Here is a 15,890-nt window from a genome sequence, read left to right on the forward strand (position 1 = left end):
ATGCCAAAACAAGCATCAATAAAAATAATAACAAATTTAATTTTTGGTTTATTCTTCATGCTTTTGGGTTGGTATGGACATACCCAAGAAAAAAAGATTTACCGAGTTGGAATGATGGTGGATTCTCAGACACCGGAAACTCGAGTGCTTTTTGATAGACTTACGACTGAAGTTCAGTCGGTAGTTGGTGAAGATGGAATTATTGAATTTCCAGGAGAATTTGTTTTAGTAAATGGTTTTAGTGTAGCGATGGCTGAAAAAAACTATGATAAACTCATCAATGGAAATGTTGATATCATTTTAGCTCTGGGTTCAGCAAGTAATATTGTCATTCAGGACCAAACAGCTTATTTAAAACCGACAATATTATTTGGATCTGTTAATACGGATTTTACTGAACTTGATTTGGTTAAAAAGACTTCGGGTATAGAAAACTTCACTTACCTGATGGGTGTACAATCATTTAAAGATGATTTGAAAACTTTCAAACAGCTAACTGATTTTAAATATGTTGGAATAGCTATAGAAGAAGGCATATCGGAATCTTTGCCCTTAAACGCAACCTTCGATATTATTATTAAAGAATTAGAAGCTACATATCGATTAATTCCGTACAAAACAATTGATGAAATAGATGCCAATTTGCAGGGTTTAGACGCCTTATACATGGCTGGAGGATTTGAGTTGCAGGATGATGAGATTAAAATATTGAGTGATGTTTTAATTGAAAAAAGAATACCTTCTTTTACTAGTACCGGTGCTCGTGATGTTCAGTTAGGACTAATGGCTACTAATAATAGTGATGATAATACCGAGCAAATAATTCGCAGAATTGCATTGACCATTGAGGCCCATGTTACGGGTGGTTTGTTATCAGAACAGAATGTGTTCATTGATTTTGAACAACGATTGACTACTAATTTTAATACCATGCAAACGCTCGGTGTACCTATTAGATATAGTCTCATTGAAAGAACTGATTTTGTTGGAGATTTTCAAAACCAGCTTTCTGAAAAAAATTATTCTATACTTGATATTATTAATGACAACCTAGAACGCAATCTAACATTACAATCACAACAAAAGGAGATTGAATTAAGCCAACAAGATGTAAAAACTGCGGTAAGTAATTACTATCCTAATGTTTCAGCTAATGCAACCTTCACTGCGATTGACGAGTCTATTGTAATTCCTAATTTATCTCCTGAGTTTTCTACCGATGGCAATATTTCATTAAGTCAAACTATTTTCTCAGAGGGTGCCAATGCCAATATTTCAGTACAAAAAAATCTTAAAAAGGCTCAGGAGGCGAATTTTAATGCTTCGCAATTAGATGCTGTTTTAGAAGCCTCAAATCTTTATTTCAATGCTCTAGTTAGTAAAGTGAATGTCCAGATTCAAAGCCAAAACTTGCAATTGACTAAAGAAAACTTGCGCATTGCCAAACAAAATTATGAAGCAGGACAATCTGGCAAATCAGACATGCTACGTTTTCAAAGTCAGATGGCCCAGAACACACAGACAATGATTGAGGCTATTAATCAGCTAGATCAAGCTTTTATCGCCATAAACCAATTATTGAATAACCCAATTAACTATGAACTAGATATTGTTGATGCAAATATTGGTGAAGGTGTATTTGAGGCATATAATTATGAACAACTTGCTGATTTATTAGACAATCCTTTGTTAAAAGAACCTTTTGTTGCTTTTTTAATTGAAGAAGCTAAAAACAACTCTCCGGAATTAGAATCATTAGGATATAATCTCAAAGCTATAAAACGCAACTTCAATTTGAATTCCTTTGGGCGATTAATACCCACTGTGGCACTGCAAGCTAATTACAACAAAAACTTTAACCAATGGGGTGCTGGTAGTATTGACCCAAGTCCTGTTGGTAACTATAATGCTGGCCTAAGTGTTTCTATTCCTATTCTAAATCAATTTAGAACAAATATCAATAGACAAACAGCGAAAATTCAATTGGATCAAATTGAAATCAATAAGCAGAATACTGAACTAGCAATAGAAAGTAATGTCAGTACAGCAGTTTTAAATATTATTAATCAAATATCAAATATCCGGTTATCCGAAGTATCGGTAACAGCTGCCAAGGAGGCCTTGGAACTAGTACAAACTTCTTATTCAGAAGGTGCCGTAAGTATAATTCAGTTAATAGATGCTCAAAATAATTTTTTACAAGCGCAATTGGCTCAGGCAAATGCCACCTATAATTTTTTATTGAATTCTATTCAATTAGAACGTTTTATGGGATATAATTTCCTTTTACATACAAGAGAAGAAAATGATGCTTTCAAGCAAAGGTTCAACACCTTTGTGCAGGTTAATTTTAATCAAGAGAAATAAAATACTTTAAGAATATGAAATCCTATCAAATTTTGAAAAGTCTAGCGTTATTGCTATTAGCTATTTTCATAGTTAGTTGTTCCGGAGAAAAAAAAGAACAAGAAGAACTAGTTAGGCCTGTTGAATATCAAAAAGTGTCCTATGCAAATGGTGCAAAAGAAAGAACTTTCAGTGGAACAGCGCGTACTGAAAAAATAATTAATTTAAGTTTTAGAAATTCGGGTATTCTAATGCAATTGGATGTTAAGTTAGGCCAACTTGTTAAAAAAGGCCAGCTTTTAGGAAAATTAGATAATGTGGAGCCTCGATTAAATTATGAACGCTCAGTAACATCCTTAAATAGTGCCGAATCTCAAATGAATACGGCAAAATTATCTCTTGATAGGTTTAGAGTTCTTTATGAAAAAGGTAGTGCTTCTTTAACCGATTTTGAATCGGCAAAAAACTCGTATCGAAATGCCGAGCAAAGTTATGAATCAGCTAAAAGACAAGTTGTAATACAACAAGAACAAATCAATTATGGCTACCTATACTCCCCAGAAAATGGTGTGATTACATCAGTAACCGCTGAAGTAGATGAGAATATAAGTCCAGGGCAAACCATTGCTATTTTAAATGCTGGAACTGAAATGGAAATTGCTCTTGGTCTACCTGAAAGCATTATTAACGAAGTTCAATTAGGCATGCCAGTAAACATTACCCTGTCTTCTGTTAATGACCAAAGTTTTCAAGGAAAAGTCACGGAGTTATCGCCAGCCATTGACACTAATACTGCTACCTATCCTGCTCGGGTTAAATTAAATGAGGCATCAGAAGATATCAAAACTGGTATGGCAGCAAATGTCACCTTTGAATTAGAAGAAAACAAAAAGCAAAGTCAGGCCTTGAGAATTCCTGCTAATGCTGTCGGAGAAGATAGTGACGGAAGATATGTATTTCTAGTAATAAAAGAAGGCGAAAAAGCACTGGTTAAAAAGAACCCTGTTGAAGTTGGTGATTTAAATTCTGAAGGATTTGAAGTGGTACAAGGTTTAAAAGAAGGACAACTGATTGCTACTGCAGGTCTACAGACGCTCTTAGATGGACAAGAAGTTTCATTACAGTAATTCAATTTCTAAAAAGAATAAGGTATGAATCTCACCGAATTTTCAATAAATAAGAATCGAATTACACTTACCATCTTAGGTACAATAATGCTTTTAGGTATTACTTTATATCAATCTCTCCCAAGAGATAGTATGCCCCCATATACAGTAAGGGTTGCATCTGTGGTATCTTTTTTCTCAGGGGCTAGTCCAGAACGTGTTGAACTTTTAGTAACTGATAAAATTGAAAAAGTGGTTCAAGAACTCCCTGAGCTTAAGGAAGTTGCAAGTACATCAAGGGCAGAACTTTCCGTGGTAACTGTTACCCTTAAAGATGAAGTTGCCCCTGAAGACATGCAAGCTGTGTGGGATAGACTGCGACGGAAACTAAGTGCAATACAAGGTTTGCCTAGCGGGGTGAAACCAGATTTGAAAGATGACGGTATTGGTGAAGTTTATGGTATTGTAGTGGGGATGACTTCAGATGGATATTCTTATGCACAAATGAAAGAATATGTTGATGATATTAAGGATGATTTGATAAAACTACCCGATGCTGCTAAAGTAGAATTAGGTGGAGTTCAAGATGAACGAGTATTTGTGGAGTTTGATAATGCTAAACTTAAAGAATATGGTCTCTCGGCCAGTAAACTACAAAATATCATTGCATCTACTAATATTTTGAGTAGTGGTGGGCAAATAAATTTAGGAAACGAAAGAATAATTCTTGAACCAACAGGTAACTTCAATTCTTTAGATGATATAAAAGGAACATTAATTCCTGTTGGAGCCAATGGCACTCAACTATTACCCCTCGGAGATATTACAACAATAACACAATCTTATATTGACCCGCCAACACAAAAAATAAGGGTTAATGGAATGGATGCTATCTCATTGCATGTAAGTCTTAAGGAAGGCTCAAACGTCATTAAATTAGGAGAAGATATGGATGTCGTTTTAGAAAAGTGGCGTCAAAAACTTCCAGTGGGATTAGAGCTAGGTCGCCTGTCTTCACTTGACACTTATATTGATGTAAAAATCAGTGATTTCGTTATTAACCTTTTACAATCAATAAGTATCGTTTTGATTGTAATGTTGATTTTCTTAGGGCTACGTTCGGGAACAATTATTGCCAGCCTTATTCCTATTGTTGTCATTATGACTTTGATGTTAATGGGGCTTATAAATATGGGGCTTAACCAAGTTACACTAGCCGCTTTAATTATGGCTTTAGGTATGATGGTAGATAACGCAATTGTAGTTGCTGAAACTATTATGGTTAAGCTAGAACAAGGTATCCCTAAAAAGAAAGCAGCTATTGAAGCATGTTCTGAGTTGTTTACACCGCTTTTGATTTCTACATTAACAACTTCAGCCGCTTTTTTATCCTTTTATTTAGCAGAATCTACAATGGGGGATATCGTAGGTCCAATTTTTGTTGTTATTTCTTTGGCGCTGCTTTCGTCATGGATTATGGCTTTAACAGTAATTACATTGTTTTGCTATCTTTTTCTTAAGGTGATTCCGAAATCAGAGCAAAAAGAAAGTTTTGTAGACCGTATCATCAATATACTTAAAGGGTATTATAAAAATTTGATTTTAAAGGCCTTATCACATAAGTGGATAGTATTGATTGGTATTTTTATTGCCTTCTTTTTATCGCTCTATGGTTTTACAAAAGTTGCTTTTGTATTTTTTCCAGATAGTGATAGAAATATGATTACTATAGATATCAATTTGCCGCTTGGAACTAAAATTGAAACTACTTCAGATGTTGTCTTGGACATAGAAAAGTTTATTACAGATTCACTCCAAGTCAATGAAGCTCGGCCCAATGGTATTGTAGATTGGTCGGCATATATTGGTGAAGGACCAGAATCTTATGACTTAGGATATTCTCCCGATGAGGCCAATTCAAGTTATGCCCATATATTAGTAAACACCTCTGAATTCATCTACAATAATGAAATGGTTAGCAGTCTTGATGCCTATTGTTTTAAAAATTTTCCTGACGCTGATATTAAAGTTGGGCTTTTAGCTTCTGGTGGTGGTGGAACACCTATAGAGATAAAAGTATCAGGGCCCGATCCTGATGTACTTGCAAATATTGCTCGTACTATAAAAGGTAGGCTAACCGGTATTAACGGAACTAAAAATATTAAGGATGATTGGGGACCTAAAAGCAAAAAATTTGTAATTAATATTGACCAGAATAGAGCTCAGACCGCGGGTGTTTCAAATCAAGATATAGCAACTTCGCTACAAACTGTTTTAGAAGGTTTTCAAACCGGTGAGTATCGCGAAGAAGATAAATCTATACCTATAGTAATGAGAAGTGATGCGAGTCAACAACAAAGCTTGGAGTCGTTAGAAACATTAAATGTATACTCACAATCCACAGGTAAAAGCGTTCCCTTATTACAGGTAGCTTCAATAGTACCAGAATGGCAGTATAGTAAAATTAAACGATTAGATATTTATAGAACAGTAATTGTTTCTAGTGAACTTCGTGAGGGCGCCAATGCATCAGCAATCACACAAGAGATTACACCTTGGTTAGATGAACAAAAAGCGAATTGGGATTCAGACTACAACTATAAATTTGGTGGTGACGCTGAGAACACCTCAGAAAACATGGGTGCGGTAATAAAATACCTCCCCTTATCCGGTTTTATCATAGTACTCCTTTTAATTGTTCAGTTTAACTCATTCCGTAAAATGACTATGGTTTGTTTAACAATTCCCCTTGCCGTAATTGGTGTTGTTATTGGTCTATTAGTGTTTCAAGAGCCTTTCGGTTTTATGCCATTTTTAGGTGTAATCTCATTGGCAGGAATAGTAATTAATAATGCAATTGTCTTAATTGATAGAGTCGAGGTGGAACAGACCGCTCTTAAAAGAAAGGAAAAAGATGCCGTAATTATGGCTTGTTTACAACGTTTTAGACCAATATTACTAGCTACGTTTACTACAGTTTTAGGTTTAATTCCTCTTTATTTAAGTGGTGGTGAAATGTGGGAAGGAATGGCCGTGAGTATTATGGTTGGTCTATTATTTGGAACTGTTATTACATTAATTTTTATTCCAACTTTCTATAGTGCCGTATATAAAGTAAACTATAAAGATTATGTGTTTAATGAAGCCATGATGGAAGCATAAACGATGAATGGAACTAACTTTATCTTTAAAATATCTATATAAACATCTTTGGCAATCTATAGTATTCTGGACATTTGCCATGACACTTTTCGCCATTTTTCGATATTACGGCCTAGGAGAAGAAGAGGGTATTTCAACGGGGCCTGAACATCAAGGGTCTCGTATTTTACCAATTTTTGCGTTATTTGGATTTTTCATCGGTATAATAAGTGCATTAATAGAATTCTTTTTAGATAAATACCTTTCAAAAAGAATTTCTATTGGCCTCAACCTTTTTATAAGTATGCTTATTTATCTAATCTTTATAATTATTCTATCAACAATAACCATTGAAATTAGCAATACTATTTATGGTTTAAAAATTGATAATGCAGTTGGCTGGTGGCGAAAAGATAAAACCTTTTGGACCGTTATCATCTATATGAACATTGCCGCCTTGGGTTTTTCATTTATTCAGATTGCCAACGATAAATTTGGGAAGGGTGTTTTTGTAAAAATGCTCTTTGGAAAATATAAAGAACCAAAAGAAGAGAAACGCATTTTTATGTTTTTGGACCTAAAATCATCTACTACTATTGCCGAGAAATTAGGGCATTTCAAGTATAGCCAACTAATACAGGACTGCTTTTATGATTTAAATGAAGTGGTACCCGAGTACGATGCTGAAATTTATCAATATGTAGGTGATGAGGCCGTTTTAAGTTGGCCTTACCAGAAGGGGTTATCGAACAATAATTGCGTCAGGCTATTTTTCACTTTTAGGAAAAAGCTTTTTGATAAAACAGATTATTATACCAACAAATATGGAATTTCACCTGAGTTTAAAGCAGGTTTGCACGGAGGAATACTTATGGTTGCCGAAGTCGGGGTTGTAAAAAAGGAAGTGGCGTATCACGGAGACGTTATAAACACTTCGGCTCGGATTCAAGCGGAATGTAACGCACATAAAGTACCAATACTCATTTCTGAAAAGTTATTGAAAGACCTTGATCGAGATGATTTTTTTTCTACCAGACATCTTGGCGATGTATTATTGAAAGGGAAGAAACAAGAAGTCAAAATTCATACTGTTGAAATGACCTAATGAAAAAATTATTATATAAATATCGTTTTGAATTATTTTTATTCAGCCAATTAGCTATTTTATTTGGTTCTTTGATTGTACCTCAAACAATTTTTGAAAACATCTTAGACCCGATACTCTTTTTAATTAATTTATTAGCAGGAATCATTTTAATTTCAAAAAGACCACGTTTGGTATGGTTTTGCGTCTTTGTTTTGGGTTTAAGTGCAATTCTATTTATCATTTCAACCCTTATTGGTGAAAAGAATGAAACTTTAGATTTTTTACGTTTGGCAGGGTATTTCTTGTTTTATTTAGTGGTCACATTTGAAATCATTAAGCAAGTGTGGCTGGTTAAAAAAGTAAATAAAAATGTTATTTACGGTTTAATGAGTGGTTTCATTTCTTTGGGGCTTATTGGATTTTTTATTTTCATGACCATTGAAATGGTGTATCATAATTCTTTTCAAGGGCCTCCAATGCTGGCCTTGGCTGAACAACCCGAACTGATTACTGAAAAACTGATGTATTTCAGTTTCATAACATTAATGACAATCGGTTATGGTGATATAATTCCGGTAACTGGACTAGCCCAAAAAGCGGTTATTTTAGTAGGATTAATTGGTAATTTTTATTTGGTAATTATTACCGCTGTTGTAGTAGAAAAATACATTACTCATTCAAAATAAAAATTTGGTAATAAAGTCCATACTAATTTGACTTAGCGGTTTGTTTAGTTTTTTTATGACTTTTAGACTTATCGTCTTTCGTACCAACAGGATGAAAAGCCTTAATCCAAGCATTTTCAAAAAGACTAAGAAAGGCACTCATCTTATTTGTCTTTATCTTATTTAAGTCGCCTTTAAAAGGGACCTTCATTGAAATACTATTGTTTTTATGGTTTTTGATTAAAAATTTAAACATTCCAACAAAGCCTTCCCATAGAACACTTAAAAACTTATCCCCTTTACCAATAAATTTAGAATTAATAAATGAAGGATTAACTAAACCGTTAACATAGCCTTCATCTATTTTTAATACTCCATACATCTCAAAAGTTCCTCTAGCAAAATCAATTCCTGTATAGTGCTTAGTAAAATCATTTAACGCCATGGCGTTTGCATTGCGTATGGTCAAGGCAATATCAACATCAGGAATTTGTTGAATTAAATCCATTTTTCCCTCGACTTGCAATTCACCGCCACCTACTGTATTTCCAATCGCTACAACGCTCGATGGTAAACCCTGATTTATAGACTTGGTATTTCTTAAATTAGAAGCAGTAAGACTAATATTTTGAATATGTAAGTCAATATTTGGCTTTGTGTTAATTTCTACGTAGCCAAATTTACCACCTTCAACTTTTAGTTCGTTAATCGCTATAGGCACAATTTCCGTCAATGCCTTAGACCAATCATCCAATTCTGGCTCTGGATTATTTCCGGTTTGATTGTGATCCGAAAGAATATAAATTATCTCTGGGTTTGCTAAATAAATATCACTTACAATGTTTCCTTTCAGAATTTCATTTACATCTAAGGCCACAATAGATTTGGGGAAATTTAAAAATGGGATTTGAGTTTGAGCATTTATCTTATTAATATATAAATTCTCTATAATATATTTTCCTGAAAAAAGACCAACCTCTATGGCAGCTACTTCACCATAATATCCGGGAATATTGTGAAGGGCTTGATTGGTATAGTGTTTTAAAATGGAAGGCAATGCTATTCTAAAAATCAATAGTAATAGAATAATAGAGATTGGTATAACTACTATTTTTCTGCGAAACCAAAACCTTTTATTAGATGTATTCTTTTTCAATGTTATACGGTTTATAGGCCTCCTAAAGTCTTTTCAATTTTTTCAACAAATAGTGGAATCTCCACTCCAATTATAAATCGCCACCGATTTAGGCTTAATTTAGAAATTTCATTCTCTACAGCTTCCAATTCACCAGACGGAAAATCTATTGGGTTGGCAAATTCTGCACTCGTTGTTGATAAAATAGCACCTGAAACAAAACTTGCCCAACTTAAATTTGCGCTAAGCCCTAGACCATAATGCCAATAGTTAGTTCTAGTATCAGCCTCTTCGTTAATAGAACTAATCAAATTGAAAACGGTAGTTTGATTTTTATATGCCGAATAATCAGTCGAAAAACTTGAATAGGCCTTCCAAATATCATTTAAATATATTTCGGCCCCAACACCAAAATTGACAACTGGTTTAAGCGACTCGTTAAAATTAAAGTCTTGATTAGTAAAAGCATTTAAATCTAAAGTACTTATATCAAGTCTTTCATATTCTTCAACCCCATTGTACCATTCTATATTCGCATGGATTTTGTTCTTATTTAAATTGAAGCCGGCCCCTAATGAGGCGCCCAATGCTGTTCTACGCTTAGAATCTAAATTTCCAAATTCTGCTAAATTAAAAATATCATTATTCGTACCCGATAAAATCTCTTCCCCACTAAAACCTCCATTCCCTAAAAGTTTTAAATGTGGTAAGTTAAAGTTAAAGCCTAGCTCGATATCATCAGATTTCCAAGCTGCGGCTAATTTTAAAAACAATCCATAAGTCTTTTGCTCATAGCCTATCGTATTATCATACAACAACACATTATCTTGCTCATTTTTTGCAGCAAAATTCACATTAGAACTACCAGAGTAATTATAAATAGACAGAAATAGAGAAGCCCCAACACTAAAATTTCTTTTTATTGGTTTTGCCCAAGTAAGCCCTATCCATTCTTCTCTTAAATCTGTATTTATATTAGCTCTTGAAAGTACATCTTCATTACCATCTGAACCATTTATAAAATCTCCATTAACTAATCCTGAACTATAGTTTATATCGTATCTATTACGGTATCTTGAAATAAAAGAATAGGCAAACTTATCTTTTGGGAAGTTCTTGATTTCAAACGTACCGGCAACCATGGTCGGAATACCATTAAAATTAGAATTCTTAACACGTTCACTATTTCCGAATGTGTTTTCAAGCTTAATATTACTTAATTCAAAAGCTTTGGCGCTAATTGCAAATGAAGGATTATCTACTAAACCCAATCTTGCAGGGTTATAGTAGCTCAAACCTAAATCACTTACAGTACCGGTGACGTTACCATTTAGGAGTATTGATTTATTTCCAAAATTTTCTAGCCTATAATTTCCTTGCGCAAGGAGAACACCATGACTGCTAAAAACAACTACAGTCAAGAATAAGTAAGCCTTTTTTAACTTATTGCGCTTTTTCGAAAGCGGAAACCAGTTTTTGAACATAGGCATCAGCAGTTTTGTACGCATCTTTTGGGTTATTAATACTTGTGGTTAATATCGCAACTAACTGGCCTTCTTTTGGTTCATCAAGATTATATGCTGCGGTTTCAAGAATATATTTTGTTTCGGTCGTGGTGCTACCTGAATTTGTAATGTAATCCCCATAAGCACTGTAATAGGATCCTCCAATATAAGGCAGCGCAAAGTAATCGTAGAAAGTACCATAACCGACCGGATAATAATTTCCATAGGTCGCGCCCATATAGATACCACTATTGGTTGATCTAGTTATTTGTTGTTTGTCTTTAATAGATGTAATTACAATTGCATTAAATCCCTCGCTAGCCATTAGACTTTTAATAAACTCAATTCGTTCTTTGGTGAATTCTTGCTTAGGATTAATTTTTGGAGCTTTAATAAAACTTTCGGTAGCCTTTATTCCTTGTTCTCTCAAGTTGTTGGCAATCGCTTCTTCAAAAGCGATTCTTGAATGGTCATCCGCTGTTCTACCCAGCACCAGTACATTTTTGTTTTTAAACTTGGTTATATTCGAATTGTCACCTTTCCAAGTGTCTAAAACCTTTATAGATGAGCATGACAACACTAAAAATGTAATTAAAACAAATACTAATTTTTTCATGGTTCTAATTGATTTAATATACTACGTAAGATAAGGAATCTAGATAATGAAAAATATTTGATGGTGATTTTAATAATAAAAATTTATTTTTTATGCCTTCTTTTTCCGAAGGGGTATACAGAATTAATAAGACCTGATTCAATTGACTTTACGATGTAGTTACCAAAACCCTTGTAAGGAACTCGTTGAAACTGTATCTCAGAAGTTTTAAGCTTCCCATTTTTAGGGTTCTCTTTTCTTACTGCAGAATTCGCTATCCATGAAAATGTCTTATTAGTAAGCATTGCATCTTTGCGCAGTACAATAGTATTCAAATTTTCGTAGTGCATTACAAAATCTCCAGTTGTAGAGGTGGCATTTCCTTGGCCATTAAAATTAAGCTTATGGACTCGACCAGATTCAAATTTTATATTTGATGAAGGAACCATTACTGGATTAAACGATTCAAAATTAAATGGACCAGTATGTCCTTTGAAAGTGAAAAAATTACTGTGAAGCGGATTAATTAGTTTTAAATTAAGGTAGAAATCTATTTCATTAAAAACTTTCGCGGTCAATGACATATCAATATTCTGAGGCTCCAAATCATTATATCTTGACTTTGCCGAGCCCAAATTTAAAATTGTTGAATGCACATTTTCAAGGTTAATTACTATTTCTTTTTCATTGATGATTTCGAAATAATCTAGACTTGAATTTTTTATTTGAACTTTTTTAATCCAAAATTCCTTGTTTGAATTTCTTAAAACGTGTTGCGGCATTGGTTTAGTTACCTTCTTATTCCAAGGCTTGTTTGAATCTTTTAGAATGGTGATTTTAGCTTTATCAATTAGAACACTATCCGCCATTAAATCAAATTTTTTAAAAAGCTTAGCCGTGTCCAAACCAAAAACCTCCAACGTTGGAATATCAAAAGAACTTGGTGATTTAGTATAGATGCTAATGGCCACTTTTTTCTTTAAAATATTGAGATTACCCAACTTCAAATTGCTAAATTTTGAATAACCATTACCCAAATTCATTAAACCGTTGGACAGTGAAATTTTTTCTTTAATTGACCCGTAGGTCACTAACATATTATTTAGTTCTAAAACAATATCGTCAGTCTTAATAGAAATGGCTTTTTTATCTAAACCACTAGTGAATAATATATCCTTAATTGCTATTAAATCTCCTTTAAGCGAATTAATAGTATCATTTGCTATCTCATCAAAATGAACTATTTGGAAATCAACTATTTTAAATTTTGAAATTGAAAGCTCTTTTAAACCACTTTTTTTTTGAAGCGATGTCTTCTTTTTAGTTTTTTGACTTAATCTTTGTTCTAAAATTCCACCCTTTTTAAATACTACCTCTAAACCTGTAACTTCAAACTCTTCTACCTCTAGCTTTTTGTTTAATAACAAGGGTAAAACTTCAAAATTTTTAACCTTAATATCCTTAATAAATGTATGCGGATTTAATGTATTCAAGTCTAAACTCGAGCTATCTTGAAGAAGAACAACGTCACTCAAATGAAATGAACGATTTAAATACGAAATCTCTAGCTTATCATAAGCTAAATATAACGGCTGGGTTTTATTAAGTAGTATGATTTGATTGTCAAGTGCTTTTTGAATTGTTTTTTTAGTTTGAATAAAGCCAAACCCGATTAGCATAACAACTAGAGTCAAAAAAACAAACCAAACTCTTAAGTGTTTATTTTTAAACATCGTTTTTGTTTATTCGGTCTGAACACATGCTCTTGTGGCTCTTTATTCTAAGGTCCACTCTCAAACCCTAGTTTTTACAATTCAAAAATTTCTATTTCTTTGTTTGAATATTATTTTTTAAAAGTGCTTGTACTAGTTCTTTCGAATAAATACTCGTAGTTCTTTCGATGGAAGATGGATCCTTAAGTTCAAATCGACCTACCCATTCTAAATTATCACCTGTTTTTTTTGAAAGGTTATAAAAGCTACTTTCAAAAACATATTTTATACCTGTTTTGAGTTCATCAGGCTCCCATGTTGTAATTGGATAATAGCCCACGTAACGTCCAAAACGACCATATCTAGCCGGCACATAAGCTGTAGAAGTGCTGCCAGGCAAAACATCCGTATATTCTTCGGTATTAATCAGATTAGTAAGAATAGCCCCATCAAAACCTTGAGTCACCAATTTTTGTTTTAGTGATTGAATTTGACTTTCTGATAATTTATTCATTAAATCTTTTGTTCCTTCAACTTCATAAGATGCTTTTGCATCAACCCCATTTTCTTTGAGTGTTTTTACCACCTCACTCTCAAATTTAATCCGTGATGTATTATCCTTTGAACGACCCACGACTAATACTTTATCATACTCCCGTTTTGTCTTACTAACATTCTCTGAACTTGTCAGATAAGAACTACCACAACTTGTTAAGAGAAAAACAAAACAAATTACTAAAACATTTAATACTCTCATCGCACCAATTTTTGATTTGATTTAAAAATACGATTTTATACTAAATCTACTTTTTAAAATAAATAGTTTTTAAATATGATAGTTTTTGGATAAAAGCGAATTGATTTTAAGTAGAAATTTAATTTTTCTGCTTTTTATCGATTAATAGACGTACTAAATACTTGTAATGGTTAAATCTCGTTTTTTAGTTCTAACCCGTAAAAACCCAAATCTATGGAAAACCAAGAAATTCCGAACTTACCACCTGTAATTAGTCAACTTGATGACCAAACAAGAGTGACCTTCTACAAAAAAACCTATGCTCATTTGGCTGGAGCAGTTCTCCTATTCATTTTAGTGGAAACGCTTTTTTTTCAAATTCCTGCCATTGTTGAACTTGCTATCTCATTGACCGGAGGAATTAGCTGGTTACTTTTATTAGGAGGCTTTATGTTAGTCACAAATTATGCGGAAAAACTAGCTCTTAAGAGTGATAATGTACAAGCACATTATGCAGGCTTAGTGCTTTATGTGATTGCTGAAGCTTTTATTTTTATTCCATTAATTTTTATGGCTGTAGTTATCGCAGACGGTGGGGCTTTCAATATATTATACCAAGCAGCCATTTTAACTATATCATTATTTACAGGCCTTTCAGCAATTGTATTCATCACTAAAAAAGATTTTTCATTTTTACAATCTGCCCTAACTATAGGTTTTTTTATCGCATTAGGTCTTATCATAGCAGGCACACTATTCGGTTTTGATTTAGGCTTATGGTTTAGTGTTGGCATGGTTGTATTGGCTTCTGGTTCAATTCTTTACCAAACATCAAACATGATACATAAATATCATGAAAATCAACATGTAGCAGCTTCACTTGGTTTATTTGCTTCACTCATGTTACTATTCTGGTATATACTAAGTATTTTATCGAACGATTAAAATACCTAACGTTCTTATTCAAAAGTCCACTTTATACAAGTGGGCTTTTTTTATAGTTATTTTTAAAATTATCTTCGCTTAATTTCCAATTTTTATAAGATTTCATGAAAGAAACCAGAATAAATAAATACTTGAGTGAAGCTGGTTATTGTTCGAGAAGAGCAGCTGATAAACTAATTGAACAAGGTCGCGTAACCATCAATGGCAAAGTACCGGAGATGGGTACTAAAATAATAGGAGGAGATGTGGTAAAAGTTGATGGAGAACTTATTTCTAAGTCCCAAGAAAAACCTGTTTATTTAGCATTTAACAAACCCGTAGGCATTGTTTGTACTACCGATACAAGAGTCGAAAAAGACAATATAATTGACTTCATTAATTATCCAATTCGAATTTTTCCAATAGGTAGACTTGATAAACCAAGTGAAGGTTTAATTTTTATGACCAATGATGGAGATATAGTAAATAAAATATTAAGGGCTCGTAATGGACATGAAAAAGAATATATAGTAAATGTTAACAAACTAATTACAGAGGATTTTCTTACCAAAATGCGAAATGGAGTTCCAATTCTTGATACTGTTACTAGAAAATGTGAGGTTGAAAAAATTAATGAAAAACAATTTAAAATAGTTCTCACTCAAGGTTTAAATAGACAAATTCGAAGAATGTGTGAACATTTAGATTATAGAGTTCGAAAATTAAAACGGGTCAGAATTATGAATGTTAGCTTGGATATTCCTCCTGGCAAGTATCGTGATTTATCAGAGCTTGAGCTAAAAGAAATCAATAGATTAGTATCAGATTCGTCAAAAACACACTTCTAATTTTTATCAAAAAAGGTAGACCAGTCAGTTCGTTATATTTAGTCAAAACATCGATATAACGCATATTATGGCGTTAAAAAGTAAAACCTA

12 protein-coding genes are annotated in these 15,890 nt (G+C 33.2%); 7 read left to right on the forward strand and 5 right to left on the reverse strand.

Annotation, left to right across the window (positions count from 1 at the left end; translation table 11 throughout):
• From RM520_RS08835 to RM520_RS08855, 5 genes are read left to right on the forward strand one after another with little or no spacing between them, the layout of a single operon-like run.
• Nucleotides 1-2,367, forward strand: coding sequence for a TolC family protein (locus RM520_RS08835; RefSeq protein ID WP_311387758.1), 2,367 nt, complete (start codon nt 1-3; stop codon nt 2,365-2,367).
• Between the two features lie 14 nt (nt 2,368-2,381).
• Entirely contained in the window at nt 2,382-3,473 is a 1,092-nt protein-coding gene (locus tag RM520_RS08840; protein ID WP_311385344.1) for an efflux RND transporter periplasmic adaptor subunit, read from the forward strand.
• A 24-nt stretch (nt 3,474-3,497) separates the two neighbouring features.
• Entirely contained in the window at nt 3,498-6,614 is a 3,117-nt protein-coding gene (locus tag RM520_RS08845; protein WP_311387759.1) for an efflux RND transporter permease subunit, read from the forward strand.
• A gap of 7 nt (nt 6,615-6,621) precedes the next feature.
• Entirely contained in the window at nt 6,622-7,698 is a 1,077-nt protein-coding gene (locus tag RM520_RS08850; protein WP_311387760.1) for an adenylate/guanylate cyclase domain-containing protein, read from the forward strand.
• Nucleotides 7,698-8,366, forward strand: a complete 669-nt coding sequence (locus RM520_RS08855) for an ion channel (protein ID WP_311387761.1) — start codon at nt 7,698-7,700, stop codon at nt 8,364-8,366. The genes RM520_RS08850 and RM520_RS08855 overlap by 1 nt, the downstream gene beginning before the upstream one ends.
• A gap of 22 nt (nt 8,367-8,388) precedes the next feature.
• Here the strand turns inward: RM520_RS08855 and RM520_RS08860 are convergent, their stop codons facing one another.
• The 5 genes from RM520_RS08860 to RM520_RS08880 all read right to left on the reverse strand — a co-directional run bounded on the left by RM520_RS08860 (nt 8,389) and on the right by RM520_RS08880 (nt 14,049).
• Complete coding sequence (locus RM520_RS08860; RefSeq protein ID WP_311387762.1) at nt 8,389-9,501, reverse strand: DUF748 domain-containing protein; 1,113 nt, start codon at nt 9,499-9,501, stop codon at nt 8,389-8,391.
• A gap of 11 nt (nt 9,502-9,512) precedes the next feature.
• Complete coding sequence (locus RM520_RS08865) at nt 9,513-10,988, reverse strand: hypothetical protein (protein ID WP_311387763.1); 1,476 nt, start codon at nt 10,986-10,988, stop codon at nt 9,513-9,515.
• Complete coding sequence (locus RM520_RS08870; protein ID WP_311387764.1) at nt 10,924-11,601, reverse strand: hypothetical protein; 678 nt, start codon at nt 11,599-11,601, stop codon at nt 10,924-10,926. The genes RM520_RS08865 and RM520_RS08870 overlap by 65 nt, the downstream gene beginning before the upstream one ends.
• A gap of 83 nt (nt 11,602-11,684) precedes the next feature.
• Nucleotides 11,685-13,313 carry a hypothetical protein gene (locus RM520_RS08875; RefSeq protein WP_311387765.1) on the reverse strand — a complete coding sequence of 543 codons (1,629 nt, stop codon included), beginning with the start codon at nt 13,311-13,313 and terminating at the stop codon, nt 11,685-11,687.
• 91 nt (nt 13,314-13,404) lie between these two features.
• Entirely contained in the window at nt 13,405-14,049 is a 645-nt protein-coding gene (locus RM520_RS08880) for a hypothetical protein (protein WP_311387766.1), read from the reverse strand.
• A gap of 213 nt (nt 14,050-14,262) precedes the next feature.
• On the opposite strand from RM520_RS08880, the gene RM520_RS08885 reads away from it, so the two are divergent.
• Together RM520_RS08885 and rluF are read left to right on the forward strand one after the other, a co-directional pair.
• Nucleotides 14,263-14,973 (forward strand): Bax inhibitor-1/YccA family protein, encoded by a 711-nt coding sequence (locus RM520_RS08885; protein WP_311385353.1) that lies wholly within the window; start codon nt 14,263-14,265, stop codon nt 14,971-14,973.
• A 104-nt stretch (nt 14,974-15,077) separates the two neighbouring features.
• Nucleotides 15,078-15,800 carry a 23S rRNA pseudouridine(2604) synthase RluF gene (gene rluF, locus RM520_RS08890; protein ID WP_311387767.1) on the forward strand — a complete coding sequence of 241 codons (723 nt, stop codon included), beginning with the start codon at nt 15,078-15,080 and terminating at the stop codon, nt 15,798-15,800.
• Nucleotides 15,801-15,890 lie beyond the last annotated feature (90 nt).

The sequence above is a fragment of the Croceitalea vernalis genome, from assembly GCF_031846405.1.
GTDB classification, from domain to species: Bacteria; Bacteroidota; Bacteroidia; order Flavobacteriales; family Flavobacteriaceae; genus Croceitalea; species Croceitalea vernalis.